General features: G+C 37.5%; 26 protein-coding genes. 11 read left to right on the top strand and 15 right to left on the bottom strand.

Annotated elements, in window-relative coordinates:
* The first annotated feature begins 68 nt into the window (after positions 1 to 68).
* Positions 69 to 716, top strand: coding sequence for a pentapeptide repeat-containing protein (locus AC1RFD_RS04935; RefSeq protein WP_066038261.1), 648 nt, complete (start codon positions 69 to 71; stop codon positions 714 to 716).
* A gap of 509 nt (positions 717 to 1,225) precedes the next feature.
* Here AC1RFD_RS04935 and AC1RFD_RS04930 read toward each other — a convergent pair.
* Together AC1RFD_RS04930 and AC1RFD_RS04925 are read right to left on the bottom strand one after the other, a co-directional pair.
* The gene (locus AC1RFD_RS04930; RefSeq protein ID WP_416141600.1) at positions 1,226 to 1,672 is read right to left on the bottom strand and encodes a GNAT family N-acetyltransferase; all 447 of its coding nucleotides are present in this window, start codon (positions 1,670 to 1,672) and stop codon (positions 1,226 to 1,228) included.
* A 212-nt stretch (positions 1,673 to 1,884) separates the two neighbouring features.
* Positions 1,885 to 2,370, bottom strand: coding sequence for a DUF2975 domain-containing protein (locus AC1RFD_RS04925; protein WP_328025267.1), 486 nt, complete (start codon positions 2,368 to 2,370; stop codon positions 1,885 to 1,887).
* Between the two features lie 239 nt (positions 2,371 to 2,609).
* On the opposite strand from AC1RFD_RS04925, the gene AC1RFD_RS04920 reads away from it, so the two are divergent.
* Together AC1RFD_RS04920 and AC1RFD_RS04915 are read left to right on the top strand one after the other, a co-directional pair.
* Positions 2,610 to 3,428: a MerR family transcriptional regulator gene (locus AC1RFD_RS04920; RefSeq protein ID WP_281216551.1), complete on the top strand. Its 819-nt coding sequence runs from the start codon at positions 2,610 to 2,612 to the stop codon at positions 3,426 to 3,428.
* A gap of 17 nt (positions 3,429 to 3,445) precedes the next feature.
* The gene (locus tag AC1RFD_RS04915) at positions 3,446 to 4,630 is read left to right on the top strand and encodes an MFS transporter (protein WP_115673753.1); all 1,185 of its coding nucleotides are present in this window, start codon (positions 3,446 to 3,448) and stop codon (positions 4,628 to 4,630) included.
* Between the two features lie 16 nt (positions 4,631 to 4,646).
* Here AC1RFD_RS04915 and AC1RFD_RS04910 read toward each other — a convergent pair whose 3' ends face one another.
* From AC1RFD_RS04910 to AC1RFD_RS04895, 4 genes are all read right to left on the bottom strand, one after another.
* Positions 4,647 to 4,985 (bottom strand): hypothetical protein, encoded by a 339-nt coding sequence (locus AC1RFD_RS04910; RefSeq protein ID WP_281216552.1) that lies wholly within the window; start codon positions 4,983 to 4,985, stop codon positions 4,647 to 4,649.
* A 149-nt stretch (positions 4,986 to 5,134) separates the two neighbouring features.
* The gene (locus tag AC1RFD_RS04905) at positions 5,135 to 5,812 is read right to left on the bottom strand and encodes an ABC transporter ATP-binding protein (protein ID WP_112117959.1); all 678 of its coding nucleotides are present in this window, start codon (positions 5,810 to 5,812) and stop codon (positions 5,135 to 5,137) included.
* Positions 5,813 to 6,937 (bottom strand): ABC transporter permease, encoded by a 1,125-nt coding sequence (locus AC1RFD_RS04900; RefSeq protein ID WP_048393820.1) that lies wholly within the window; start codon positions 6,935 to 6,937, stop codon positions 5,813 to 5,815.
* Positions 6,938 to 7,063: 126 nt separating this feature from the next.
* Positions 7,064 to 7,630: a TetR/AcrR family transcriptional regulator gene (locus AC1RFD_RS04895; protein WP_048393822.1), complete on the bottom strand. Its 567-nt coding sequence runs from the start codon at positions 7,628 to 7,630 to the stop codon at positions 7,064 to 7,066.
* Between the two features lie 370 nt (positions 7,631 to 8,000).
* Between AC1RFD_RS04895 and AC1RFD_RS04890 the strand changes: the two genes are divergently transcribed.
* The 3 genes from AC1RFD_RS04890 (at position 8,001) to AC1RFD_RS04880 (ending at position 9,645) form a co-directional block, all read left to right on the top strand.
* On the top strand, positions 8,001 to 8,546 hold the full coding sequence (locus AC1RFD_RS04890; RefSeq protein WP_048393824.1) for a DUF7010 family protein: 546 nt from the start codon (positions 8,001 to 8,003) through the stop codon (positions 8,544 to 8,546).
* Between the two features lie 127 nt (positions 8,547 to 8,673).
* Positions 8,674 to 9,123, top strand: coding sequence for a DinB family protein (locus AC1RFD_RS04885; RefSeq protein WP_054549402.1), 450 nt, complete (start codon positions 8,674 to 8,676; stop codon positions 9,121 to 9,123).
* Positions 9,124 to 9,174: 51 nt separating this feature from the next.
* Positions 9,175 to 9,645: a hypothetical protein gene (locus AC1RFD_RS04880; RefSeq protein WP_054549403.1), complete on the top strand. Its 471-nt coding sequence runs from the start codon at positions 9,175 to 9,177 to the stop codon at positions 9,643 to 9,645.
* Positions 9,646 to 9,681: 36 nt separating this feature from the next.
* Here the strand turns inward: AC1RFD_RS04880 and AC1RFD_RS04875 are convergent, their stop codons facing one another.
* On the bottom strand, positions 9,682 to 10,098 hold the full coding sequence (locus tag AC1RFD_RS04875) for a GNAT family N-acetyltransferase (protein WP_048393829.1): 417 nt from the start codon (positions 10,096 to 10,098) through the stop codon (positions 9,682 to 9,684).
* 213 nt (positions 10,099 to 10,311) lie between these two features.
* Here AC1RFD_RS04875 and AC1RFD_RS04870 point away from each other — a divergent pair, with 213 nt between their 5' ends.
* Positions 10,312 to 11,184 (top strand): DMT family transporter, encoded by an 873-nt coding sequence (locus tag AC1RFD_RS04870; RefSeq protein WP_054549404.1) that lies wholly within the window; start codon positions 10,312 to 10,314, stop codon positions 11,182 to 11,184.
* 349 nt (positions 11,185 to 11,533) lie between these two features.
* Positions 11,534 to 12,037: a DinB family protein gene (locus AC1RFD_RS04865; RefSeq protein ID WP_048393832.1), complete on the top strand. Its 504-nt coding sequence runs from the start codon at positions 11,534 to 11,536 to the stop codon at positions 12,035 to 12,037.
* A 62-nt stretch (positions 12,038 to 12,099) separates the two neighbouring features.
* Here the strand turns inward: AC1RFD_RS04865 and AC1RFD_RS04860 are convergent, their stop codons facing one another.
* Positions 12,100 to 12,900, bottom strand: coding sequence for an SDR family NAD(P)-dependent oxidoreductase (locus AC1RFD_RS04860; RefSeq protein WP_048393834.1), 801 nt, complete (start codon positions 12,898 to 12,900; stop codon positions 12,100 to 12,102).
* A 606-nt stretch (positions 12,901 to 13,506) separates the two neighbouring features.
* Between AC1RFD_RS04860 and AC1RFD_RS04855 the strand changes: the two genes are divergently transcribed.
* The gene (locus AC1RFD_RS04855; RefSeq protein WP_048393836.1) at positions 13,507 to 13,698 is read left to right on the top strand and encodes a hypothetical protein; all 192 of its coding nucleotides are present in this window, start codon (positions 13,507 to 13,509) and stop codon (positions 13,696 to 13,698) included.
* Positions 13,699 to 13,742: 44 nt separating this feature from the next.
* On the opposite strand, the gene AC1RFD_RS04850 is transcribed toward AC1RFD_RS04855, so the two are convergent.
* The 7 genes from AC1RFD_RS04850 to AC1RFD_RS04820 form a co-directional block, all read right to left on the bottom strand.
* Positions 13,743 to 13,955, bottom strand: coding sequence for a hypothetical protein (locus tag AC1RFD_RS04850; RefSeq protein WP_048393837.1), 213 nt, complete (start codon positions 13,953 to 13,955; stop codon positions 13,743 to 13,745).
* Positions 13,956 to 13,990: 35 nt separating this feature from the next.
* Positions 13,991 to 14,542: a DUF1697 domain-containing protein gene (locus AC1RFD_RS04845; RefSeq protein WP_054549406.1), complete on the bottom strand. Its 552-nt coding sequence runs from the start codon at positions 14,540 to 14,542 to the stop codon at positions 13,991 to 13,993.
* 94 nt (positions 14,543 to 14,636) lie between these two features.
* Positions 14,637 to 15,674, bottom strand: coding sequence for a threonine aldolase family protein (locus AC1RFD_RS04840; protein WP_048393840.1), 1,038 nt, complete (start codon positions 15,672 to 15,674; stop codon positions 14,637 to 14,639).
* A gap of 281 nt (positions 15,675 to 15,955) precedes the next feature.
* The gene (locus AC1RFD_RS04835; protein ID WP_054549407.1) at positions 15,956 to 16,174 is read right to left on the bottom strand and encodes a hypothetical protein; all 219 of its coding nucleotides are present in this window, start codon (positions 16,172 to 16,174) and stop codon (positions 15,956 to 15,958) included.
* A 127-nt stretch (positions 16,175 to 16,301) separates the two neighbouring features.
* The gene (locus AC1RFD_RS04830) at positions 16,302 to 16,484 is read right to left on the bottom strand and encodes a hypothetical protein (protein WP_227744851.1); all 183 of its coding nucleotides are present in this window, start codon (positions 16,482 to 16,484) and stop codon (positions 16,302 to 16,304) included.
* A 71-nt stretch (positions 16,485 to 16,555) separates the two neighbouring features.
* Positions 16,556 to 17,110, bottom strand: a complete 555-nt coding sequence (locus AC1RFD_RS04825) for a hypothetical protein (protein ID WP_054549408.1) — start codon at positions 17,108 to 17,110, stop codon at positions 16,556 to 16,558.
* A 179-nt stretch (positions 17,111 to 17,289) separates the two neighbouring features.
* Complete coding sequence (locus AC1RFD_RS04820) at positions 17,290 to 17,679, bottom strand: KGG domain-containing protein (protein WP_048393844.1); 390 nt, start codon at positions 17,677 to 17,679, stop codon at positions 17,290 to 17,292.
* Positions 17,680 to 17,905: 226 nt separating this feature from the next.
* Here AC1RFD_RS04820 and AC1RFD_RS04815 point away from each other — a divergent pair, with 226 nt between their 5' ends.
* Positions 17,906 to 18,526, top strand: coding sequence for a hypothetical protein (locus AC1RFD_RS04815; RefSeq protein WP_054549409.1), 621 nt, complete (start codon positions 17,906 to 17,908; stop codon positions 18,524 to 18,526).
* A gap of 165 nt (positions 18,527 to 18,691) precedes the next feature.
* A complete protein-coding gene (locus AC1RFD_RS04810) occupies positions 18,692 to 19,399 on the top strand; it encodes a DNA alkylation repair protein (protein WP_054549410.1) in 708 nt (235 codons plus the stop codon).
* The last annotated feature ends 92 nt before the right edge of the window (positions 19,400 to 19,491 follow it).

The raw sequence follows: 19,491 nt of genomic DNA, 5'->3' as shown, positions 1-19,491 counted from the left end.
TCTTATTTTAGGTTTGCACTTATACTAAATAGGAGAAGCTTTTATTTATATTTGAAGGGTGTGCTAATATGTCATACAATTTCCAACTTATATCACCAAAAATATCCCCGAATCTTGACAAAGCAAATTTTCAGGATATTTTTTATGAGGAGGAACCCTATTTAACAAATTGCAAGATTACGGATACGGTCATTGCTCACGAGGATATTGAACGATTAATCGTCTCTAATGTTATCTTTAAAAATGTCACATTCATCGATTGTACCTTTCAAAAAATTGATTTAACGGACGTCATTTTTGAAAACTGTGATTTATCTAACACTAACTTAAGTGAAGGCATCATTCATAGAGTGGCCTTCAAAAACTGTAAATTATTAGGGTTGAATTTATCTGAAGCAAACCTCGGCAATGTTTCATTTGAAAATTGCCTTGCAAACTTATGTAATTTCCCCGAAGTGCGCTTTAAACAAGTGCTATTTGATAGCACCTCCCTGCAAGGTGCGAATTTTTATGATTGTTTACTTAATAAGGTGGCGTTTCAAGAAAGTGATCTAAATGATGTTGATTTCTCCCAAACTTCCTTAAAAGGAATAGACATCAGTACATGTAAATTTAAAAGACTTCAAGTAACTCCAGAAAGTTTAAATGGGTGTGAAGTCTCTACTGAACAAGCCATAGGTTTTGCTTCATTACTAGGGTTGAAGGTTAAATACTAGTTTAAGGGCTTAAAAGTTCAAGAAAAAAATAAAGCGCTTATCCTTATGCTCGGATAGCGCTCAATTTTTACAATTTGTTAATCTGCTATTTTATCATCTTATAGTATTTTATCCGCTCTTTACAGGCTATCCTCCTAATTTGCGGGGCTATCCCTCACTTTAAGCGTTCTATCCGCTACTTTTTCAGTTTTATCCTCCACTTTTAGAATTCTATCCTGCTATTTGAGGGTTATCCTCCACTTTAAGCGTTCTATCCGCTACTTTTTTAGTTTTATCCTCCACTTTTAGAATTCTATCCTGCTATTTGAGGGTTATCCTCCACTTTAAGCGTTCTATCCGCTACTTTTTCAGTTTTATCCTCCACTTTTAGAATTCTATCCTGCTATTTGAGGGCTATCCTCCACTTTAAGCGTTCTATCCGCTACTTTTTCAGTTTTATCCTCCACTTTTAGAATTCTATCCTGCTATTTGAAGGCTATCTCTCATTTTAAACGCAAGGTGTCTGATAATTACAGCCTTTTATATAGCATTTCTATATGTTCTATTCCATCTTCTAAATAAACTTCTGATGTCTTTTCAAATCCGAAGCCCTCATAGAATTTTAGCAAATATGCCTGCGCAGAAATGCGGATTGCGTCTTCTCCAATATCATCTAGAATATAATCAATTGCTCTTTTAACCATTTCCAGAGACAATCCCTTTTTCCTGTAGGTTTGCTTTGTTAACACTCTTCCGATTGCTGCTTCTTGATATGCTATTCCTTTGGGTAGAATTCTTAAATACCCAACTACCTCTCCTTGGTCTTCACAAAATAAATGATAAGCATTTTCGTCTTTTGAATCTAGATCCTGATAGACACATTCTTGCTCTACAACAAAAACTTCCGCACGAACCTTCAGTATCTCATATAGTTCTTTTACTGTTAATTCATCAAATTTTTTTATCTTCCAATCCACTTTTATAGCCTCCTATACTATTCAATTTCATAAAGTATAGCAAAAGTAGAATAAAAGTGGATCAGCCCCCTTAAAAGATTAAACTACATATCTATCTAGAAATTTACTTACTTCACTATTAAACTTCCATAGGATTCCGAATTCTAAATGATATGTTCTACATCTCTTCTATGAGCAGTTTTCGTTTGGCTAATATCACCATATCATCCATCTCAGACCGTTAAATCATTTTCTAATTTTATATTCGTCACTTCTTGTAGAAGCCGCTGGAGGACAGCCGCAAAAATGGCGATAACTAGTGAAACAAAAATGATGAGGAGTCCCACTATTCCAAAAGGAGGATCCATTTTGTTTGTTATAAAATGAAAAAGTGGTGAAGCTAATAGGTGCAAGCCACTGATTATTATCGCACACCACTTTATGTACTTTAATGCTTTTACAGATAATTCCGAGAAAGCTGTATTCGCTTCAATGTACCGTAAAAGATTAAAAGCCTGATAGAGAGCAATGTAAAAAGGTACAGCCGATCCATACATCACAATGAAAATGAGATCGTTCATTGGGTAAAAATTCGGATACAAACTCGATGCGAAATGAGCCATAGGAGGTACAAAAAATATACATAGGGCAAGAATGGCCATCCCAGCCAGAAGAATTATTACCTTTAAAAAAGATGTTAAACCTGGTTTAACATTCATTGAAAGCACCTCACTTATTTAATGACACCATAAATTTAACACAAAATTTATTGATTAACAATAAATAATAATTGTTTTTAATTATAATATTATTGTTATTTATATATTTAACATTCATTGAAATATTCACAAGAGCCTTACTACATTAGATTGTAGTAAGGTTATTTAAAAAGCATTTGACTTTCCCCTGCACAGGAAACTGTATACTTGCATTAAGTTATTAGATTGGAGGTGATATTTTGTTTAAAATCAGTGAATTTTCTAGGCTAAGCAAAGTATCCTTAAAAACATTGCGCTATTATGATCAGATTGGCATATTAAAGCCGAGAAAGGTGGACCATGATACTTGCTACCGATACTATTCAGCAGACCAGCTACTAGAGCTCAATCGGATCTTTCTCTATAAGGAATTGGGGTTTACCTTGCCACAAATTATACGTTTGCTCCAAGAAGATATTTCGTTAAAAGATATACAAGGGATGTTTAAGCTGAAAAAAAGTGAGATTCAACATATTATCCAGACGGAACAGGCCAAGCTTGCACGAATTGAAGAACGTATGCAACTTTTAGAACGAGAGGGTCAGGTGGAATCAGATCAAGAAATCCGCATCAAGGCAGTGGATGCTCAGCAATTTCTTTCTTTGAAAGCACGCGGGAGAGAAGAAGATATTCCAGATCTGTTTTGTACATTTAATCAATTACTAACAAAGGAAATGCGCCAATTAGCTCAAAGTCCTCAGGTTGTTTTATGGAAAGAAATAGAGGAGAAAGAAGACGAGTTTGAATTTGAAGTCGGTTATTTTTTAACCAAGGAGCTTTCATCACTCCCTGATACATTTCAACTACGGACTCTTCCTCCTGAGCCAATGATGGCCACAATGACCTTTCGTTCAGATTCTAACTTTGCTTGTACAGCCTGTGTTGATTTAGCTAACTGGATTGTAGAAAATAACTATCAAGTCAAGGAAAACGAACCAGGTAGAGAAATCTATTTACCATTATCTACAACCCAAAACGTCCAATTAATGGAGATACAAATACCTATTATAAATAGCTGAAAGAAGCGTGAATTGAGTTGAAAAATAAGCTGATTATCTATGTTTTATCACTCATTGTTTTCCTAATCGGAACCGTTGAGTACATTATTACAGGCGTTATTGAAATGATTGCCGTCGACTTTGGAGTAACGATTTCAGAAGCTGGGTTATTAGTGACTTTATTTGCCCTAGCAGCAGCCATTTTCGCTCCAATTCTCATTGCGCTCACGATCAATGTGGATCGCAAAAAGTTGCTTATGGCTACCGTTAGTGTGTTCATTATTAGTAACGGATTCATGTTTATCAGCTCTTCTTTTGAGTACGCACTAGGGATACGAATTATTCAAGGGGTTAGCGGAGGAATTGCTACAGTGGTAGCCATGGCAGTAGCTACTCGATTAGTTGAAAAAGAACGAAGAGGCCGTGCTATCGGCATCATTTTGATGGGACTAAGTAGTTCGCTCGTGCTGGGTGTTCCAATTGGCACATTTTTTAGCGAAATATTTGGATGGAGAGTTTTATTTATGTTGATCGGTTTATTAACCATTCTTCCACTGCTTATCATCTATAAAAAAATTCCAGTTATCAAGGAGGAAGAAGCTGTTACACTCAGGTCGCAGCTTTCGATTTTAAAAGATTCAAAAATTCTAACTGCCCTGGCGATTACTTTATTTTATGTCGGTGGCTACGCTACCCTATTTACTTATATTACGCCTTTCTTGCAAGCCACATCCCCTCTTTCTATGACTGAAATTAGTGGCATTCTATTTTTAGCTGGCATCTGTAGCTTTCTTGGCTCAAGAGTGGGCGGGCAATTGGCTGATGCAAAGGGTTCGCGTTTTACCATTTGTTTTGGATTGCTGTTACAAGCAGTAACGCTCCTCTTATTCGCACTAGCTGGTATCAATCTCTTTGTATTGATCTTGATTTTAATGATTTTTATGGTAGCAACTTGGAGTATTTCTCCTGCCCAGCAGCTCCTTCTTGTTACACTAGTACCTCGAAATCCAGACATTGCCCTAAGCATAAATACCTCCTTTATCCAATTCGGTTTTGCACTGGGGTCTGCATTAGGTGGGTTTGTCATCAGTCATACCTCTGTCCTAAATTTGAATTGGGTCGGTTTTGGTACTGTAAGCATGGCTTTATTCCTTGCTATCTGGCTATTCCAAAAATTGAATAGTAGAGTTGAAACCCCTATTATTACTAAAGTCAAATATTAATTTTTTTATCCTACCTTTATATTGAAAATGGCATATTCAATATAAAGGTAGCTTTTCTAAATATGTACTCTTGATTAAAAACATTTATATTTAAAAAATAACAGGTAAAAGCCCCGTTGGATATACCTGTGGCAGCTTCCACATCAATGCCATAGAGTGAGCAAAAGTTTCGGCTCTCTGCTATTCCTTCCTTTGTATCAGGCATAAACGCATGAAATCCGCCTTTATTATGCAGCCTAGCATACTCCGTTATGGCATCAAAATCAGGCTTTAAAGCATACAGATTATTGTAGGGTTCCATCCCAAAGACCTGCGTAGTAGTTTTTGAAGAGGCTTGATAAACGTGCATAATCATCAAATGTTTTTCCTAGCTTAGGTTGATCGTTTAAACAATAAAAATCATTTAATATTCCTTTCTATAACGAAAAGGACTCGCACTTTTACTGACACAAAAGTACGAATCCTTTTTGATGAAAGCTAATACCAGCCTCTATTTTGTATTGATTAAGATTGTTGCGTGAGCACGCCATCTTCCATACGATATACATGGTCACAGAACTGTAGCATTCGTTCATCATGGGTTACCATTATGGCAGCTTTGTTACGTTCTTTTGCTTCTTTGGCAAGAAGCTTTACGACTTCAAGTGCCCGTTTAGAGTCAAGGCTAGCAGTTGGTTCATCGGCTAAAATCACTTTTGAGTTATTCATGAATGCGCGCGCAATCGCAACACGTTGACGCTCACCACCTGATAATTCATTCGGCATTTTTTTACATTTATCACTTAAGCCAAGCTCTGTAAGTAGTTGCTTTGCAAACTCTTTATCATCTTTTGTCACTTTACCACCCATTTTTTTCACCAGTAGTAATTGATCAAGTACATTTAAGTAAGGTACTAAGTTAGATGTTTGTAAAATGAAACCAAGCTCTTTTAAACGGAAACTTGCTAATTGTTTTGCTGAAAGATGAACAATATTCCTGCCGTTAATTTCTACAGTACCCTCTGACATCTGTAATAGAGCGCCTGCAATTGAAAGTAGTGTACTTTTACCCGAACCTGATGGACCGATAATGGCTACTAGCTCCCCAGCTTCTACTTCAAGTGTTGCTTGCTTTAATGCTTGGACAGTGCTAGCGCCTTCTTTATAGCTTTTAGAAACATTTTGTAATGATAATAGCGCCATTTATTCCACTCTCCCTAATGCTGTTAATGGATCGATTTTAACGATTTGACGTACAGAAACAATTGAACTTAATAATGCAATAATTAATAAAACAATCGCATAGGTAATGATTAAGGTCGGTTCTAAGTCAAATGGCATACCCTCTGGTAAAATTTTAGCCGTTAAGTATGTGAAGACGATACCAATAACGATACCTAATACTGATAGAATCGCTACTTGTGCAACAATTGCTTTACCGATGAAACCATTGCTAGCGCCAATTGCTTTCATGACACCAAATTGTTGTGTCTTTTGCATTGTAATGACGTAGAAGAATACAGCAATAATAAATGCAGAGATAACGATACAAAAAGCAAGCATCATCATAATAGTGCCGTTTTCTTCTTTATAACCAGGCATACCGTTGATTGCTGTTTTCTTTGTAACCGTTTCAACATCTTTTACGGCTTTATCGATAGTAGATGGATCTTCTAAGTTAGGAGCCTTTAGGAAGAAAGCTTGTACAGCCTTGTCCGTATCATTATCAGAGCCAGGAGCTGCATATTGATAATCACGCCAGTTTTCCAGTACTGTGAAAATAGCAGGTAAGTGATTATAGGTTTCTCCTTTCACATAACCTACCACTTCTAATTTCATGTCAGAGTTTGCTACTAGTAAAATATCACCAATCTTGTAGCCTGCTTCTTTTAACGTATCGTTAATAACAACACCTTTTTTGTTGTCGTATGATAATTTTTCACCCTCGATTACCTCTGGCATAAAAAATGCGTCTGGCTCAACGCCTAAAAATGCGACATCTTCCTTCGAATCGGCATCTTTTGACTTTGTTTTGCCGACTGCTATTGTAGAAGCGCCAAACGCAGCGACTTTATCTACATTTTTTTGTTTTTCTAAATCATCTTGCAGATTTTCTGACAGGATCGATTTTGCGAATGTAGCCCCTGCTGTTTCTTCATAGACAACGTATTCTGCGTCGATATTTTTCAGTGTAGCGGCACTCAAAGTCGCTAAACCGTTGCCAAGTCCCGATAAAATGAACACGAGCCATGCGATTAAAATGATAATTGTGGTCATCATTACATAGCGGAACTTCGCATATTTTAATTCTTTTAGTGCTAAAAACATGATGTAGCCTCCATATTAGAAATAGAATTTATATGAGCAAAGATTGAATCCTGCTAAATATGAATTCTTTTTCATTATACACAAAAGTTACACATGTGTAACTAAAATAAGTGACATACTTGTTACTTATTTTGAAATACCATGTAAAATAAGCAATTTGATCTCCTTTAAAAAGCTTTCTATAGGCATATTGAGATGGTTTGGCATGTCAATCAATTGAAAAATGAAGCTAAGCAAAATAAAGTTGTTACGATCTTCTGCAATTATCCCCTCTTCCTTACCCTGCTTAATTACTTGTTGAAGTGGTATGTAAAGTCCACCATGCATGTTATTTAATACTTCCTTTTTTTGCTTCACAACTAGCGATACGTCATTAATTTGTGAGGCGAATCCTAAAATTTGATGTAGGTCGCGCATATCAAACATACGAACAAGTAAGTCCTCAAGCTGTTGTTCAAATGATTGCGAAAAATTAACATTTGAAAGGTTCTCGATGCTTTTTTCCATTTGCCAAACCATAAATTGAATAATAAGTTCTTCTTTATTTGGATATTGTTTATAAATTGCGGCCCTTGATACGCCAATACTTTGTGCAAGCAAGCTCATTGTAAACCCTTGATATCCAACAGATAGCAAAAGCTGATGCGTATGATGCCAAAGGTCTTGTTCAGAAAATTTTTTATCTCGTCCCATATGATACCTCCAATATTCTACAATGCTAACATTGAGACAAAAAAAAAGCGAGTAACCTTTAAACATGCATGATGTTTGAGTAAATTGCGTTTTTGTTAGAGGTAATAACCATTCTATAGAAGGTGACGACTATTTCATTTTCCAATCCCAAAATTCTCCTTAGGTACTTATAACGTAAGAAAGATAAAAGGAATGACTTTCTTTCACTAATCAACAATTTTAATAATAATCTTGGTCTTCAAGAATTTTTTAGGCAATGGATCGCAAACTTTTCTAAAAAATTCCATTCAAAATCATCTGTGGTAAAAATAGAAATATACTGGTATATTATAGGTTATATTCTATTTATTTCATGAAGGATGGTGCGTTGATGGATAAAACACTGGAAGATTTACAAAAGGAAATGATCGTTGAAGTAAAAAAGGGATTTCCCATTTTACTTTCTGGTGCGGTTGTCTTTTTACTTTTTACTCTAATGCCCTTAGTTTTGCCAATCGAAGCAGTTCGTTTAAGTTGGATATTTGGCTTAGGTGCCATTTTCCCTATCGGTTTAGGTATTAGTAAAATTCTTGGGATTAATTTAAACGCTACTGGCAATCCTTTAGGGACGTTAGGAGGAATCGTTGCCGCTCCTCAAGCTTTTTACATACCTGTATTTATCATTGTGTATATGAACATACCTGAATATCTTCCCTTTACAATTGGTTTACTTGCAGGCTCTCATTTTCTGCCATACATATGGATTTATAAAAGTAAGGCTTATTTATTTGTGACTCTAGGCGTCTGCTTTTCTGCTCTGATTTTAGGTGGCTTCTTTGTCGATCAAGCCTTCACACTTGTACCTTTAGCCATTTCTATTGTGTATGGAATGGGCGTTCTTTTAATTCTAAGAGAACTTAAAGTCAATCCGATTTAATCACCTTCCTCTAGGTGATTTTTTTAATATTCCAGACCTCTTTTAATCTGAGAAAAAAGGATTCATTTCCTATCCCGTGCTTGTTCCTATACAATAAACCTATTAATAAATGAAAGGATGTATAGATGTGCTATTTCCATATCGTAATGATCTTAGAAAAACGTTAATACCTTACCTAAGCACACTTGATGAGACGTTTTGGTTTAAGACATCTGAGTTTTATCCAAATAATGTAGCATGGATTATTTCTCATTTATCAAGTAGCGAAGACTATTGGGTGAATGAAATTGGACTTAAAAATCCTTGTATATTAAACCTTCACGATGATTGTTCGCCTAAGGAAATACTAGATAGCTATATTCAAATTAGAAATTATACGGATGACATTCTACATACATTAGACGAATCGCAGCTCAATGAAATAGTCGAGGTGCCGAAGTTTTCCGATGGTTGGACGCCACCTTCCGTCCCTACACTTAACTGGTTGTTTCATCATGTTTACTCACATGAAGCTTACCATATTGGGCAAATCTCTGTTATCGCGCATCTTAGTGGATTGCCAAAGCCTTTATTTTAATAAAAGGCAACGCAATGAAAGGAACAGCTTTTTAAATGGAGGAACAGTAATTTGAAAAAATTTCGTGGGAAAAGGCGTTATTTCCGTAACTTATGGCGACAAACAACCACAGAGCTATCTATTGTAGACTTTGACGAAGAAGGTTGGTTTAATTTGTGGCACACTCACCTTGATTTTTACGGGTACGGCAATGATGGTTTAAAGATAAGAAGAGAGCACATCAAAGCACATATAGCCCTATATAACCGCTTATCAGAAAGGCTCTCGACATTCGGAAAACCTTATCAAATATGGATGGAGTTTGTAGAGGAGGATGCTGGTTTGGATTCAGTTAATATCCATACACCTAATCCCGCTGAGGATAATTTCCCACTAACAATAGCAAATGTAGATTGGAATTGCCCTGTCCCCAAATTCCTTAAGGATTTAATCAACTTGAATGAGTGGAATGTAGGGCACTATAAGCAGGTGTCCACTAACAGCTATTTCATCCAGTCTAATTATAATGAAATAAAATTGTAAGGTCGGAAACCATTTGTGGGTTTCCGACCATTTCCTTTAATCCAGATATTCTTGAGCTAGTTGCTGATTTTTATAGATGGCCATACCCGTTTTCAATTTTCTAAAGCCCATTTTTGCATAAAACGGTTCATTCCCTGTTGTGGCGATTAACTGAATGCAGGATACCTCCCTTAACTGTGCGATCATATCCTCCAGAAGTAAACGTGCAATCCCTGTGCCTTGATAGGCTTGATGCACAACCACATCGTAAATGGCGGCATTAAATACGCCATCTGACAAAGCTCTAGCAAAGCCCACTATTTTTCCATCTACCACGGCGAAAACTTGATGTGTGCTTGCATCGAAAACTTGTTTGATAATCTGTTCATCATGTTTCATCCACCCTACAGATTGATAGACCTCCTTTATGGTTGGCAAATCCTTCTCTTCCATCTCGTATTGAAGTATTACCATTTTCATCCCCCTCTTTTTGCTTTCATGAAATCTCCCTATGAAAACGATGTGTATTCTATTATACTATTAAAAAATGACTTGAGGATGGTGGGATTATTATGATGTTTGCTCCATTATTTGAACAGGACGTACCAGCACTTCTTCTTCCTTAACGGTAGAAGCGCTTTTTCTCCGTTAAGGGCATAGGTATCTATGAAAACGGAGGAAAAAAACATGAGAAATCTAATAATCGGTGCCATCTTTTTATCGCTTGCTGCGAGTATTTGGGGTGCCATGTATGTAGTTGTTAAAGTAGTGGTGGAGGTTGTGCCACCATTAGAGCTTGTTTGGATGCGCTATTTGATCGCAGTGATTGCACTCGGGATCATTGGGATCATGATGAGGCAATCATGGAAAATAGCTAAAAAAGATTGGCTGATCATTTTTCTTGTTGGCCTTATTGGGAACACGATTTCAATTGTGACACAGGAAATGGGCACAATGCTATCCACCGCGCAGATGGGGGCAATTATTACTGCTACAACCCCTGCTTTTATGGTTGTCTTCGCCCGTTTGATTTTAAAAGAAAGCATTACGCTGAAAAAATGCTTCTCTATCACTCTTGCCACGATTGGTGTCGGGATCGTTGTAGGCAATGGTCAAATCGATGTGACACAGCAATTAGGTGGACTCTATTTACTGTTTGCTGCCTTAACGTGGGCATTGATGTCGGTATTCGTCAAAAAGGTACCAAGCCATTACTCACAAATTGTTGTCACAACCTATACATCTATGATTGCCGTGATGTTATTGACCCCTTTTGTCCTTCCAAGGCTAAAGAATTTAGATCTGGCAAGTGTTTTACAACCGACCATTTCAGGGGGCTTGCTTTACTTAGGCATTATCTCAACAGCCGGTGGTTTTTTATTGTGGAATAAAGGGCTTCAACTAATGAATGCGTCTAGTGGCGGCTTATTTTTCTTCTTTCAACCAATTGTTGGCACATTTTTAGGCTGGCTCTTATTGGGAGAGACGATTGGGCTTTCCTTTTGGATAGGCTCCCTATTAATTTTTAGTGGCGTTTTTATTGTCATTCGAGACGAATAAATCGAAGTGCGTTTCTATGTTAGATAGAGACGCACTTTTTATGTTGGCTCAGCTTATGGTCATTGAACGTCTTGTTGACACATATATTGCAAATGCCTAAAGGAGTTGATATTCTGAACATCTTTTTAGATAACTTAAAGGATTTTACTTTATTAATTTTTTTACTTGCTAGTATGATCTATTGTCGACAGCTAAAATTAACAAGGTGGCAACGAAAATTATCGATAGGTGAATGGAGCATGTACATCCTGCTCTCTATTGCCCTTCCCCTTTATGCAGTGCTTTATCTTGCTTTTCTTTTAGGAGCATAGGAAAATAAGACATCATAGGCTATTTTTGGAGGGATTTCATGTTTCAAACAATCGATCATTTTTTACAGTCTTGGGCATTTGAAGCCGCTGCTACGCAAAAATTACTTAATCACCTTACAGATGAATCGCTACATCAGGCAATCACTCCCGAAAACTGGACTTTAGGACGGGTTGCTTGGCACACGGTTACTGCAATTCGAATTATTACCTCGAATTCGAATTTAGCGTTTGAAGCCCCAGCAAAGGATTTTCCAGTTCCTACTTCTGCTCAGTTCATTGCAGATGGCTATCACCAAGCGAGTGAAGCCTTTGTGGAAGCGATACAATCGCAATGGACTGACAAGACAATGACTGAAACGATTGAATTTATTGGTCAACAAATGCCCAATGGTTCCCTGTTATTATTTTTACTACAGCATCAAAGTCATCATCGCGGTCAAATGACGGTTCTGATGCGTCAGGCTGGTTTAACTGTTCCAGGTATTTATGGTCCAGCGAAAGAGGAATGGGCTCAGTTTGGGTTGGAAGCTCCTCAAATGTAGCTAAGCTTGTGCCAAATAATAAAGAGGTTGTCTATTTTAAGACAACCTCTTTTATTTATTAACTATAAAGATGCTAGCCAGTTATTAGTATCAGCTATGGTTGGGTTAGCGAGGTAATGTCCGCCTTCAATTTGCAGTGTTTGGCCCGTCATAAATTTTGATTCGTCAGAGGCTAAAAATACAACTGCATGACCAATATCATCCGCTTCCCCATGATATGGTAGCGCATTAAATTTCGCATAAATGGCCAGCATTTCTTCTGGCATATTGTTTTTCGCGGCAGGTGTTAATATAAGACCTGGTGCAACCGCATTACAACGGATATGATCCTTCCCAAATTGTGTGGCAATGTTTCTCGTCATATTCACCACACCTGCTTTTGTTGCACCATAGGCTGTACGTATTTGGTCACTGGCGAATGCAGCCATAGAAGCCGTATTAATAATTGAGCCCCCGCCCGCTTTTTGCATATGTGGAATGGCAAAACGACTTCCTAGTAATATGGATTTTAAATTCACATTGACTAAGCGGTCCCACTCATCTAAATCAATATTTAATATATCTAAATCTTTCTTCAGGTTAGTTAGACCAACATTATTAAAGAGCACCGTTAATGAGCCGTATCGTTCTACAGTGAAGTTCACGGCCGCTTCAATGGAGGAAGCATCCCCTGCATCAAGGAAAACGGCTGCTGCCTCATACCCATTATTGACTAAAGTTGCTGCTGCTTCTTTAGCACCCTCTACATTAAAATCAGCAATGACTACTTTTGCGCCCTCTTTTGCTAACAAGCTAGCTGCTGATAAACCAATACCAGAAGCTCCACCTGTCACTAATGCCACTTTATTTTTTACTCGATTCATCTTCAATTCCTCCTTCAAATTACACGAAAAAGAGCAAATCAGCTCTCCTGACGTAAAATAGTTTAACATTAAACTATTTATTTTTAAACTAATATCCACTTAGCATTTTTATAGCTCTACTGTAAACTTGCTAATTTTACAAAGATCATGAAGAGGGCATACATGATTCATTAAACATTCTCTATGTTCATAACGAAATGAAACAGCATATTTTTAAAATTGATATTCGACCTATTCAACCGAAAGTGAGATTTTCAGGAAAAGCATATACACTGCAAGATGGTCGTCAGGGAATTTATTTTGAGCACCTGCTTTTTAACTTCTTTGTTTTTGAAGAAAGCAATTTACAATATCTTCTTGGCATTTATAAAGATAGCACGAATCAGGAAACACCCAATCTTTTCGTTCAAATAGCCAATTCGATAAAGTCAAATGAAGTCGCAACATTTATATATTTTCCTTCATCTATACAATGAATAAGTTGTTATGCTATAATACTTTAGAAAACCTCAAGGGGTATCAACCAATTCTGAGCTACAGTGATGCATATCGCTGTAGTTTTTTCTATGCTATAATTTCCTTAAACTTACATTACGAGGTGAGAATATGGAAACAAATACATATAGTTGTAAAGCCTGTGGCAGTCAATCTTTTTCTGAAGGGAAATTAGATGGCTATGCTGCTTTAAGACCCGTGAATACCATCTTTTCCTCAGGTTCACCCCTTATTTTCACTGTCTGTACCCAATGTGGAGAAATTGCCTCTATTAAAGCCACAAAACCTGAAAAGTTTAAGTAAAAAAAAGAGAGCATCATTTCAATAATGAAATTTGCTCTCTTGCTTTATGTTTCTTTATTATTCTTTTTTCTCCATTGATACGGCTTTTTGGACCAATTCCACATCCAAACAAAGAAATAGATGATGACCATTGTGATGACCATCATCGTCACATTTTCTCCCCATGCAATCGGCTCATGCTTCCTCCATTGATTCATTGTTCTAACAATGAAGTACAAAAAAGGATAAATAAAATAACCTACTTGATCCCGTCGCATTCAAACACGCCTCCTTATAGAAAAGATGAGTTTCCCTACTCACCAATCATTGTCGCAAGCTTCATCATCGTTTTCCAATTGCGAGCTGTAGCGGGCACCTCTAGCTTAGTTAGTTGTTGACTAAGCTTGGCATTGCGAATGCTATCGTGAAATAACAGATAGACATCTCTCCCCTTGATAATGCAGCGCTCTTTTTCACTTACATATTGTAATAACTTAGCTCCGTTCTCTTCAGTTGGAACTGTTGAAAGTAGTGCAACATGGAGACTTTCCCCTGTAGCTGTAGCACTTGCATCTGCTAAGTCTTGTTCTGAGAAAGGACAATTGTTCACAATAGAGCGGAATTCTTCAGCTGTACGGATAATTACTGTACTAGTGATAGTGAAGGTACTTTGGATGGTCTCTTGAATTTGCTGTTGCAAAAATTCTTCTGATTCACTCGATTCAAACAGGATATTGCCACTTTGAATATATGTCCGAATGTTTTGGAGCCCCAGTGGTTGCAGCGCGTCTCTCAATTCAGCCATTTTTAATTTATTGTGCCCACCTACATTAATACCTCTTAAAAGTGCTACGTATTTAGTCATTCGCTTCCACCTTTCCTGTTATCTATAGTATAGCAAGAGTTAGGGAATAATAGGAAAAAACTGCACCCTTTGACGGAAGGTGCAGCTTGATTGATTATATTAAACGGTAGATGTCGTCTATTAAACGATCCACATTTTCTTTGGTCGTAGCCCAGCTTGTGCAAAAGCGCACAACCGTATGGGTATCATCGTATGCTTCCCAAATGGAGAAGGAATATTTTTCTTCTAACGTTGGAAGTAGATGGTTTGGTAAAATTGGAAATTGCTGATTCGTTTTTGAATCATAGCGCATTGCGAAGCCTTTATCGAGAAATGCCTGTCGTATAAGCATTGCCATATCTACCGCATGATGCGAAATATCCATATAGAGCGTATCTTCAAATAGCGTTTCGAACTGAATGCCTAATAATCGACCTTTGGCAAGTAGCCCTCCTCTTTGCTTAATCATGTAGCGGAAATCCTTTTGGTACGCAGGATTCACGATGATGACTGCTTCTCCAAACAATGCACCCATTTTAGTACCACCAATATAAAATACATCACAAAGCTGAGCCATGTCAGCGAGAGATAAATCACTGTCTTGTGCCACTAGACCATAGCCTAAACGAGCACCATCTATAAACAGTGGTAAGTCACAGTCTCGGCAAACTTCACGTAAGGCTGTTAATTCTGCCTTACTATAGGTCGTGCCATTTTCTGTAGGGTGTGATATGTACACTAAGCCTGGCTGCACCATATGCTCATGAGTGCTATCCAGCCAGTGCGCATCATAGCAGGCTTTCACCTGTGCCGCAGTTAGTTTGCCATCATCGCTAGGTAATGTCAGTACCTTATGACCCGTTGCCTCAATAGCTCCTGTTTCATGCACCGCAATATGCCCTGTACTCGCAGCAATGACGCCCTGATGAGGACGCAAAATAGATGCTATCACGGTTGTATTCGTTTGTGTACCACCAACTAAAAAGTGAATGTCTGCCTGCTCCGCTGCAATCGCTTTTTTTATATAGGCTCTTGCTTTTTCGGAATGCTCATCCATACCATACCCTGGAGATTGTTCTTCATTTGTAGCCACTAACCGCTGCAAAATTTGTGGATGGGCACCTTCTGCATAATCATTTTCGAATCGAATCATATCAACTACTACCTCCAAATTCTCTCTATCTATTCCTCTATCTTACGCCTGTTGCTTCATTTTCGCTATATCTTAAAGAACAGTTCACAACTTCTCTAGTAACAATAGTTACTAGTGGTGAGGTAATGAAATTTTACATATGTACTTCGGAAAAGATCGGTGCAAAACAGACCTCCTCCGCTTTTTATCACGTTATAAAAAATTTGCTCTTAGTTCGATTACTTTGAATCCTCGTAAGCCAATTTACTAGCAATATCTCCATAATTCAGAATGGGCCACCTTCATTCCCCACCGGAGCCACAGGATGAGTCACTCGTAGTAGCACTAGAATCAGCACACTGTTGGCTGTCCTGGGAGGAAAGATATGCATCATTTGTTGAAAATTCGTTAGTGGAATGGATATGGTGATTGTGCTCATTTGATTTGCTGTGATTTTTATTTGCATTACTGACGATGCCTATAACAACGACAACTCCAACAAATACGATAAATAAAATCATTTATTCCAGCTCCTTTCATTCATTCTATAAATTGTAACATTAAATCAACGCTCGGTAGTACAGTTCTATGTAAAAGTGGCAAATAGATAAAATAACACCACAATCGGAAATGATTGTGGTGTTTACGTTATGATTGCGATTTGCGTGTGGCAGATTTTTTTGAACGATTTCCTTCGCTCGAATTTTTCTTTTGCTCTTGTGTTAAAGCATTTTCTTCGCGCACATCTAAATCATCTGGACTTAAATCTGTCGCTAATTCCGCCAATTCTGACTGACGTTTATATTGCTTGCCCTTTGTCAAAATGATCACCTCCAAGTAGTATTACATTGCCCTATTTGGTTTGATCTATTCCCGCGACGGTATGAAATGATTATTTCTAGCTAAACTAATTGCACCATCTGCTGGTTCAAAAGATGGTGATAAGCTTGTAAATCTTGCTCATATAAACGCTGATAGGTCGCTAGGCTATGCTGTTTGATATAGTCAAAGTCCTTTTCAGGAACTAAGTGATGTGTATGGTTAAGCATCCATGCATTTTCCCAAGCCGTTTGCTCAAATTGAATATTCATTTCATGTTCTTCAATCAGCATGGCTAGTAGTTGTTCCTGACGATATATTTCTTTTAAGGCATGTTGCTTTTTCATCGTAAAGATTTCAATTGTACGTGGAAGTGACGCCTGTAATGCTTGTCGATCCACTGCATGACCTAGCTCATGTAGGGTCATTGTTTTGACATAAATTTCAAGTGAAGTTGGAAGCATTAGTTCATTTCTTGCCTCTACTAATCGTTTCGCATCAAATCCTACATAATCCCCAATAAAGTTATAGCTCATATTAATACCTGAATCATCTTGTTTTATCTTGACCGTCATGTTCACAGCCTGCACGACGGATTGAATTACCTGAAATAGTTCTTTATCTATAAGTTGTGTCATTCTCTCTATCCTCATTTCCTCTAAAAACAAATAGAAGCGGATTAAATATATACTACAATTAGGAGAAATTCAACAAATTTATCCTGTGGATTGAGAGGAACTTAACAACAAAAAAGGCGCCTGTAGTTTAAAACTACAAACGCCCTGTGTGTGAAGGGTTTCAAGCTATTTAAAAGTGATTAGTTATTATTGTTATTTCGACGATTTTGATTGCTGTTGGAGTTGTTACTACGCTGTTTATTGCGTGCTTCTCCACCTTTACGTCCTATTTCTTCATAAAAATCGTCGTCGTGCTTTTCAGAGGTAGCTTCTCCGCCTTTGCGGCCAATTTCTTCATAAAATTCTTCGCCGTGGTTTTCAGCCGTAGCTTCTCCACCTTTGCGACCAATTTCTTGATAAAATTCATGTCCATGATTTTTAGACGTAGCCTCTCCGCCTTTACGTCCAATTTCTTCATAAAAATCACGGTCATGATTTCTGGAGGTAGCTTCTCCGCCTTTACGTCCCGCTTCTTCGACAGTCATGTTTTCATTGTTGTTTCTGTTGCGATTGTTTTGCTTGTTAGCCATTTCTATTCCTCCTAAATATTTTTTTGAGCTTTTTACTAGCTCGCTATTTATATTCCCAGTCAAAACACATCTAAACATATTTTTTTAAAAAATTGATTTTCTTATTGTAATAGAACACTGTTAGGAGCTGATTGTTAACAAGCCCATCAATCATATACATGTACCCTTTCCAATATAATACTAATCTATAGTATGTCATCGATGATGAAAGAAGGGTGATGGAAAAATGACGACGCTCACAAAGCCATCTATTGGTTTAACACAATTTACAGACTTCACAATGAAGGGAAGTGCAGCAAAGACAAAATTTGTGAAGGATATAAAATATCAGGGAGAGTACCATCCAATAAAAGATTATTGGAAAGCCTTGCGTGATGGATTAAAAAAATACCATGAGCATCGTTTTAATGATACCTATTTACTCGACATCGTGGATAACGCCCTTCCTGCACGCCAGAAAAATTACCAAGAAGCCGTCAAAGCCTATATAAGATTCTTAAAAAATAAAAACGTACAGTGGTTTGAACCAGGTAAGGCGAATTGGTATTGTGACGATTTAATTGTGCGTTCCAATCCTGAGCTCGGTTTAATCATTGACGATGTGCCCTATTTAATTAAGCTGTATTTTAAAGGAAAAAATGAGCGCATCGATAAACATAAATGTCGATCTGCCCTCACTCTTCTAAAAGACTCCCACTATGCGATTGTACATCCAGACTCTGTTAAACATGCCATTTTAAACGTGCAAAAAGGTCGCTTGATTACAGATGATGATTCAACAGACTATCATCAAATTGCCCTCGAATCGGATGCAGCTCAATTTATGTTTATATGGAATAGGCTCTAGCTAATTGGAAATAGGTACTTCCTTCAATATAAAATGACTGACAAAAATATATTCAGATATGATATTTTATATTCTAATATGATATGCTTTTATTCCATTACAAAAAGACATTCTTTATAGGATAATAAAAATAATCTAGAAAACAGAAAAAAAGGAAGTGCTATTATGAATGCTGAATTGGTGATGCAGGAGCTAGAGGCTCATGGCAAGGAACGGACGAAAAAAATGTATATTTCAAATGGCGCCCATGAGCCGTTATTTGGTGTGGCAACAGGTGCTATGAAGCCTATTGCGAAGAAAATTAAAATCGATCAGGCTCTAGCAGAAGAGCTTTATGCTACGGGCAACTATGATGCGATGTACTTTGCTGGCATCATAGCAGATCCAAAAGCCATGACTGTGGAAGATTTTAATCGATGGATGGAGGCAGCTTATTTTTATATGCTGTCGGATTATGTAGTAGCGGTTACTTTAGCAGAGGCACCGATTGCTCAGGAGGTGGCGGATGCGTGGATTGCCAGTGGTGAGGAACTGAAAATGTCTGCGGGCTGGAGCTGCTATTGCTGGCTATTAGGGAATCGCAAGGATAGCGAATTTTCCGAGAGCAAGCTGGCTAACATGCTGGATGTCGTGAAAAATACCATCCACGACGTACCCGAACGTACAAAATCGGCCATGAATAATTTTTTATATACAGTGGCTATTTCCTATGTGCCGCTCCACGAACAAGCAGTAGCAACCGCACAAGCGATTGGTCCTGTAGAAATGAAGCGAGACAACAAGAAAAGCACACAGCTAAATGCTTATGAAACAATTCAAAAGGAAATAGAGCGAGGCAGAATTGGCTTTAAACGTAAATATGTAAGATGTTAATCATCCCATTTAAAAGGCATCTATCCTATAAGGATGGATGTCTTTTAAAACGAAAAAAATCAATGAATAATAATATATTTTTATTGAAAATC

The sequence above is a fragment of the Lysinibacillus sp. GW823-FHT02G10 genome (assembly GCF_058797135.1).
Note: the sequence above shows the minus strand (reverse complement) of the source record. Positions and strands in the feature narration are given on the sequence as shown.

Bases quoted from the DNA above. Each gene is read 5' to 3' on its own strand.
- AC1RFD_RS04935 (WP_066038261.1), top strand. From the start codon at position 69: ATGTCATACAATTTCCAACTTATATCACCAAAAATATCCCCGAATCTT.
- AC1RFD_RS04925 (WP_328025267.1), bottom strand. From the start codon at position 2,370: ATGAATGTTAAACCAGGTTTAACATCTTTTTTAAAGGTAATAATTCTT.
- AC1RFD_RS04910 (WP_281216552.1), bottom strand. From the start codon at position 4,985: ATGATTATGCACGTTTATCAAGCCTCTTCAAAAACTACTACGCAGGTC.
- AC1RFD_RS04905 (WP_112117959.1), bottom strand. From the start codon at position 5,812: ATGGCGCTATTATCATTACAAAATGTTTCTAAAAGCTATAAAGAAGGC.
- AC1RFD_RS04900 (WP_048393820.1), bottom strand. From the start codon at position 6,937: ATGTTTTTAGCACTAAAAGAATTAAAATATGCGAAGTTCCGCTATGTA.
- AC1RFD_RS04895 (WP_048393822.1), bottom strand. From the start codon at position 7,630: ATGGGACGAGATAAAAAATTTTCTGAACAAGACCTTTGGCATCATACG.
- AC1RFD_RS04890 (WP_048393824.1), top strand. From the start codon at position 8,001: ATGGATAAAACACTGGAAGATTTACAAAAGGAAATGATCGTTGAAGTA.
- AC1RFD_RS04875 (WP_048393829.1), bottom strand. From the start codon at position 10,098: ATGGTAATACTTCAATACGAGATGGAAGAGAAGGATTTGCCAACCATA.
- AC1RFD_RS04870 (WP_054549404.1), top strand. From the start codon at position 10,312: ATGAGAAATCTAATAATCGGTGCCATCTTTTTATCGCTTGCTGCGAGT.
- AC1RFD_RS04865 (WP_048393832.1), top strand. From the start codon at position 11,534: ATGTTTCAAACAATCGATCATTTTTTACAGTCTTGGGCATTTGAAGCC.
- AC1RFD_RS04860 (WP_048393834.1), bottom strand. From the start codon at position 12,900: ATGAATCGAGTAAAAAATAAAGTGGCATTAGTGACAGGTGGAGCTTCT.
- AC1RFD_RS04855 (WP_048393836.1), top strand. From the start codon at position 13,507: ATGGAAACAAATACATATAGTTGTAAAGCCTGTGGCAGTCAATCTTTT.
- AC1RFD_RS04850 (WP_048393837.1), bottom strand. From the start codon at position 13,955: ATGCGACGGGATCAAGTAGGTTATTTTATTTATCCTTTTTTGTACTTC.
- AC1RFD_RS04845 (WP_054549406.1), bottom strand. From the start codon at position 14,542: ATGACTAAATACGTAGCACTTTTAAGAGGTATTAATGTAGGTGGGCAC.
- AC1RFD_RS04840 (WP_048393840.1), bottom strand. From the start codon at position 15,674: ATGATTCGATTCGAAAATGATTATGCAGAAGGTGCCCATCCACAAATT.
- AC1RFD_RS04835 (WP_054549407.1), bottom strand. From the start codon at position 16,174: ATGATTTTATTTATCGTATTTGTTGGAGTTGTCGTTGTTATAGGCATC.
- AC1RFD_RS04825 (WP_054549408.1), bottom strand. From the start codon at position 17,110: ATGACACAACTTATAGATAAAGAACTATTTCAGGTAATTCAATCCGTC.
- AC1RFD_RS04820 (WP_048393844.1), bottom strand. From the start codon at position 17,679: ATGGCTAACAAGCAAAACAATCGCAACAGAAACAACAATGAAAACATG.
- AC1RFD_RS04815 (WP_054549409.1), top strand. From the start codon at position 17,906: ATGACGACGCTCACAAAGCCATCTATTGGTTTAACACAATTTACAGAC.
- AC1RFD_RS04810 (WP_054549410.1), top strand. From the start codon at position 18,692: ATGAATGCTGAATTGGTGATGCAGGAGCTAGAGGCTCATGGCAAGGAA.